At 66.6% G+C, this 1,074-nt stretch carries 1 protein-coding gene; it reads left to right on the plus strand.

Translation table 11 applies throughout. The annotated features are described in order from the left end of the window. Window positions 1-110 precede the first annotated feature (110 nt). Window positions 111-803, plus strand: coding sequence for a hypothetical protein (locus DLJ59_RS15035; RefSeq protein WP_208648700.1), 693 nt, complete (start codon window positions 111-113; stop codon window positions 801-803). Window positions 804-1,074 lie beyond the last annotated feature (271 nt).

Raw genomic sequence — 1,074 nt, forward strand, 5'->3', positions numbered from 1 at the left:
CCGGGCCGCGCAGGCCAAATGAGAGCCACACGACCAGCGTGGGCAGCCGAAATGAGAGCGACAGCCCGGGCGCCTCGACCGAAGCCTGGCCGGGCCGCGGTCGCAGGTCAATGAAACAAGTAGCCGATGTCCGGGGGGACCTCGCCGACGCCGTGGCGCAGGCGTACCCGGTGGTGTTTCCACTGCTCGCGACGTCTCCGCCGGACCGGGCCCTGTTTCGCGCGGAGAATCTCGTGGCGATTGTGCGGGTGCCGGCCCTGGTGGGCCGGCGAGAGGAACTGGCGAATCTCGTCTCGACGTGGGCAGAGCGAGACTCCGTGCGGCAGACGCCGTGGTTGGCCTGCCTCGGTCAGCTCGGTGTCGACCTGCGTGACCGGCTCACTGACCCGGACCCTGCGGTCCGACTCCGGGCAGCGTTGGCCCACGAGGATGACCCGCGAAGCCGTGAGCTGATCCTGGCCGCCTTGGCTGAGCCACCGCCTCCGACCCTGCATCAATTCCAGATCGTCGCTGCGGCGATTCGCGTCGCGGCTGACTTCGACGAGATCGCCACGGCTGCTTGCCGGATGGCCAGTCGGGACAGTTGGGCGGGCGCAGGCGACGGCTGGGGCATGTTGGTGCGCTTCGCCTTTCCCGAGCCGTACGGAAAGGGCCGGTCACTTACTGAACCGCAGCGGGCGCTGCTTCGAGCGCTGGTTACCAACGACGAGCTTTGGGACCCCATGAACGGGAACTGCCTGCTGGTCTTCAAGCAGGCCGGACTACCGCACGATCGGAGCATGTGCCGCAGGCTCGCCGGGTGACCGTTCCCTGAGGGTCAAACATCCCGATCCCGTTGAAGAGGCGCGGTGACCGTGAGGGCTCCAGTAGGACGGACGGGTTGTGCAACCAGGTCAGGATCACCGCTGGTCTGCTGTCACTGGCCGTCGGCAGCAATAGCCATTCACCTAGTACGACAGCCGCCATTCGTGATCATGGTGGGAATTCGAGGTTGAGGCGGCGGGCGTAGTGGGCTCGTTTGGCGCATGCTTGGTGTCGGCGTCGCCAGTTTGACCAGCGCAAACGGTAGGCGAT

It is taken from the genome of Micromonospora inaquosa, assembly GCF_003857055.1.
GTDB lineage: Bacteria > Actinomycetota > Actinomycetes > Mycobacteriales > Micromonosporaceae > Micromonospora > Micromonospora inaquosa.